This window comes from Lapillicoccus sp. (genome assembly GCF_046595215.1).
Lineage (GTDB): Bacteria > Actinomycetota > Actinomycetes > Actinomycetales > Dermatophilaceae > Lapillicoccus.
Genome location: NZ_JBKJPP010000060.1, coordinates 1 through 4,681, shown reverse-complemented (window position 1 = coordinate 4,681; position 4,681 = coordinate 1). Strand labels below are relative to the sequence as shown.

The 4,681-nt window shown below is 68.6% G+C and carries 2 protein-coding genes and 2 pseudogenes; 1 reads left to right on the top strand and 3 read right to left on the bottom strand.

Going from position 1 to position 4,681, the window contains the following annotated elements:
• Window positions 1-347 precede the first annotated feature (347 nt).
• The gene (locus ACLL9L_RS05115; RefSeq protein ID WP_411283566.1) at window positions 348-872 is read left to right on the top strand and encodes a hypothetical protein; all 525 of its coding nucleotides are present in this window, start codon (window positions 348-350) and stop codon (window positions 870-872) included.
• A 225-nt stretch (window positions 873-1,097) separates the two neighbouring features.
• Here ACLL9L_RS05115 and istB read toward each other — a convergent pair whose 3' ends face one another.
• From istB to ACLL9L_RS05100, 3 genes and pseudogenes are all read right to left on the bottom strand, one after another.
• The gene (gene istB / locus ACLL9L_RS05110) at window positions 1,098-1,907 is read right to left on the bottom strand and encodes an IS21-like element helper ATPase IstB (protein WP_411283565.1); all 810 of its coding nucleotides are present in this window, start codon (window positions 1,905-1,907) and stop codon (window positions 1,098-1,100) included.
• A 95-nt stretch (window positions 1,908-2,002) separates the two neighbouring features.
• Window positions 2,003-3,511 (bottom strand): annotated as a pseudogene (gene istA, locus ACLL9L_RS05105) (IS21 family transposase); the annotation flags it as partial.
• Window positions 3,512-4,211: 700 nt separating this feature from the next.
• A pseudogene (locus ACLL9L_RS05100) lies at window positions 4,212-4,681 on the bottom strand (hypothetical protein); the annotation flags it as partial.

Here is a 4,681-nt window from a genome sequence, read left to right as displayed (position 1 = left end):
CGGCGGTGCCGATAGGGCGCTGGGCTTGGGGCAGGTACATGACCCCGTCGCGACGTGTGGACCAGCTGCCAGCGCGGCGTGCGCACAGCCGCTCTCGCGGCGGTGTGGGACAGCCGCACTCGCGGCGGTGTGGGACGGCCGCACTCGCGGCGGAGTGGGGCAGGGTCCTTGTCTGCGGACCGGGCCAGCCTTTTGAGGCAGACGGGCCGGCCCGGTTCTTGAGAGTGGCTGCGGATCGGCTAGGTACGTTCTACCGTCCACCGGAAGGGCTCAGGGCGGACCAGACCCCGAAGATGGCCTGACTGCCCGCGCGGCAGTACCTTACGTCTTGTGGAGTCAGGAGCGCTGTGACGGATGTCGGCTGGTTCGGCGGCAGCGAGCCGAGGTCTGACGACGAAGACCGGTTCTTAAAGCATCTGCGTGTCCGCGCATCGGGTTGGTCCGTTGCTGGCCTGCTTCCGGAGGCTTCTGGGTGCTTGGCCGTGCTGACTCCGCTCATCGTCACGGTCAGCCACCCCGCTCTTGAGGGCAGCTTCGGACTGACCGAGCTCCAGGTTGGTTACTGGTCTGCTACGTCCTGGGGACTCAAATTAGAAGGTGAATGGGGCGATGGCAGCCTCTTGGACAACGGAGGGGATGACACCGACCTCCATGTGCAGGGTGTTCAGGAAGACCCGGAATTCTTTGCCGCACTAGCGGCGGATTGGCTCGAGGCGCAACTGCTCCGGCCGGTCGAACGCGCGGAATGGCTCAAGGGCGCGAGGGTCGTGGCTTACCGAGTTCGCTTAGCTGGCGGTGGCCAGACGCTGGCCACACAAGGATCGTGGCTGAGGACACGTCGTAGCCCCAACCGGACAGTTGCTTTGAGCTAAAGGCGGCTCCCGGGTCTGCATGGACACGGTAGCCACTCGTCCCGCCGCTCGCCCTGCACATCGCTGGTTACCCCGGGCTGAGCTGTCGACGCGCCGCTCTGTCAAGGGCCATTGAGATCTGCCCAGGGGCGGTCGTGAGACCTGCCCGGTGACGGTCACGAGAACTGCCCGGTGGTGGCCATGGGATCTGCCCAGTGCTGGCCACCCTCGGCCTCAGGGGGTGGGTCAGGTCAAGGGGCTCACCCCCGCGCCGGCGAGGGCTTGGGTCAGGCGGACGCTGTCGCCGGTGGTCTGACAGATGTGGGCGTGGTGCAGGAGCCGGTCGACGGTCGCGGTTGCGAGGGTCTTGGGCATCAGCTCGTCGAACGAGGCGGGGTGCAGGTTCGAGCTGATCGCGATGGACCGCTTCTCGTACGCGGCATCGACGAGGCGGTATAGGCCCTCGGCGGCGTCGTGGGCCACGGGGAGCAGGCCAATGTCGTCGACCACGACGAGATCTGCTCGCAGGACGCGGGCGATGGCGCGGGTGACGGTGTCGTCGGCGCGGTGGCGGCGTAGCAGGATGCCGAGGTCTTCGAGGGTGAACCAGGCGACCTTCAGGCCTTGCTCGACGGCTTGCTGGCCCAGGGCCTCGAGCAGGAACGTCTTGCCGGTGCCCGAGGGGCCGCACACGACGAGGTTCTCCCGCCGGTGGACCCACTCCAAGGTCCGCAGGGCCTGCTGGGTCGGCGCGGGGATCGAGGAGGCCTGCGGGTCCCACGCGTCGAACGTCTTGCCCGTGGGGAACCCGGCGGTGCTGCGGCGGGTCGCGAGGGCGGACCGTTCCCTGCCGGCGGCTTCCTCGCCGAGCAGGGCCCGCAGGACCTCGACGGGTTCCCACCGTTGGGCCTTCGCGGTCGCGACGACTTCAGGGGCGTGGCGCCGGATGTGCGGCAGGCGTAACCGCCGCAGCAGCGCCTCGAGGTCGTCGGGCAGCGGCGGTGGGGCCGGGACACCCAGGGCCGGGGCTGCGGTCGTCTTCGTCGCCGAGCTCACGAGGTCACCTCCGGTCGAGGGTCGTTGACCGTGACAGCACGGTCGTTACACAGCGCCGACGACGACGCCGTCTCCGGGCCCGAGGTCAAGGTCGAAGTCGTGGCAGCGCCGAGGGCGGCCCAGCTGGAGGTGCCCTGGGTCAGGGACCCGTCTTCTCCGGCACGGCTGACCGCCGCGTTCCGCGTGACGTGTTGGTGGTGATCGAGGATGGACGCGAGGTCGGCCTCGGCGAACCGGGCGTGAACCGCGGCGTGGCCCAGCGCCCAGTCGACGTCCTTGGTGTCGAACAGCTTCGCCAACGTCACGGCCTGGGCCATCTTGACCCGGATCTTCGTCGTGCCCGCGGCCGCGGCCTCGCTCAGCCACAGCCGGGCACCGTCACCGATGGTCAGGAACTCAACCTCAGCAGCGTTCCGGGCCAACGGTTTCCGCCCCAGCGCCCCCACGGGGGTGTGGGGGAAGTGGTCATCGTTGATCTTCGGGCTGCCCGGGGTAGCACGGGCGTGGCGGGCGACTTCGACCGGCCCGGTCGGGCCGACGTGCACGAGCACGATCACCTCGTCAGCGCCTTTGCCGTGGACGCGGACCCACACCGTTTGACCGAGCAGCCGGGCCGGGACGGAGTACTGCCCACCCTCGAACGAGACCATCGGGGTGCTCGGCGGCACGGTCCGGGTCACCCCAAACGCGACCGTGTGCGGGACGAGCGGGATGGGGTGAAGCCGGGCGTGTTCCTCGGCGAGCATCTCCACCGGGACCCGGCGGGTGACCCGGTGGACCCTCGTGTTGACGTGGTCACAGAACTCCTCGCACGCGGCCTCGAGCTGCGCGAACGAGGCGTACTGCTCGCGCAGGTTCGTGTCCTTCGGGACCAGGTCAGCCTTGGCGATCTTCACCGACGACTCCGACCCACCCTTCGACGCCGGGTCAGCCGGGACGCAGGTGTGAATGGTGAGACCGTAGTGCCGAGCGAAGGCGACGATCCCCGGGTTGCGCACCGGCACCCCGGCGACATGCTCGGTCGTGACGGTCTTCTCGTTGTCCGTCAACACGTACGTCGGGGCGCCACCGAGCCGGCGCAGCGTCACGTCGAGCGCGGCCATCACCGACGGCATCGTCTTGTCCCGGATCGGCAGGACCACCCGGAACCGCGACCACGCCAACCACGCGATGAACAACGTGGTCTTCACCCCGTCGATGACCGGGCCGTCACCGAAGTCGTACTGCAGCCACATCCCCGGCTCCGTCACCCACGGACGGTGGACGCGGACACGACCGAGGCGGTAGTCCTTCTTCACCGCCGCGACCGCGCGTCGGGTCGTGCGCTCGGACCCGGTGTACCCGAGGGCTGCGAGCTTCTCGTGGGCTCGATCCGCGCGGAGCTTGCCCTTGGACCGCTCGATCCACTCCTCGATCTTGGGCAGGAACTCGTCGATCAGCTGCGGTCTCGCAGCGGGACGATCGGACAGGACGCCCGATTCGCGGGCGGCGACGTACCTCGCGACGGTGTGGTGCGAGACCCCGGACAACTCCCCGGCGTCCCGCAACGACCCGGTCAGGTCGAAGGCTTCCAACATGTTCATGATCTCCTCGGCAGACTTCATGGTGTCCCTCCTGGGGGGCGGCAGGCGCATCAGCACCGCCACCGCACCCCAGGAGGGGCCTCAACCGCTGTATGCGGTGAGGCCAACGAACTCGTGTCGGGCAGATCCCGTGACCGTCAGCGGGCACTTCTCGTGGCCGCTACCGGGCAGTTATGTGGCCGCCTCCGGGCAGTTTCTCGTGGCCGCTGCCAATCGTGCTCGCCGGGGAACCACCCTCCCCGACCGACCCCCCAGCGGGTGCCGCTTCCACACCCGATGCCCCCTCGCGTCCGAGGTCTGCTCCATGCAGGAGCCGCACCTGGCCTTGAGGGGTGCGGACCACAGGGTGTCCTGTCATCACGCCGACCACGCCGTGGCAGGGATGACCGGACACCGGAGAAGCGAGATTGCGCTGAACTGAAGGACCCTCCACGGGGCGTGGGTTGGCCACCACCGTAGACAGCGACGTGACACCCTCCGCTGCTCAGAGGAACGACGATGATCGGATCGCCAACCTGGATGTGAGATCGCGATAGCTACTCGAGGAGGCCAGCCCCTGCCCCCAGAGCAGCTGACAGTCCTCAGGAGGTGGAACAGGGATCAGCCCAGCGGGGAAGCCCGGCACGGTCGTGACCTGCTTCTTCGGCATCGCGCAAGGGCGTCAAGCCGCTAGTCCGCAACGAGTCCGCAGGAAGTCCGCAGAACGCCCGCAAACTGTCATTCACAGGCAACATCGCTCAACGGTAAAGTCCCAGGTCAGACGCCCTTTGTGGTGAGTCGTCGCAGGTCGTGGTGATGCCAGAACACTCCCCGGCGTATCGACCGACTCATCCACCCCAAGGCCCCTGACCTGCGGGTTTACCCCGCCGTGCCGGATCAGGAGGCTGTCGGTCGCCTGACGCCAGACGTTGCCGAAGGCGGACCGGCGCAGCATCTGCCCCTCGGAGCCGGTGAAGACCAGCCCCTCGTCCCCCACGGGGAAGGCGGCGAGGTGAGTCGCGAGGGCGTCGACGGCGACCTGGGGGAGCGGGATCGTGCGATAGCTCGCGTCGGTCTTTGGCGGGGCCAACGCCGGGGCGTGGCCGCTGATGCCGACGAGCTGTCGGTCGACTCGCACCGTCCGGCGGAGGAAGTCGATCCGGTCGACCGTCAGCCCGAACACCTCGCCCTGGCGCATCCCTGTGGACGCCA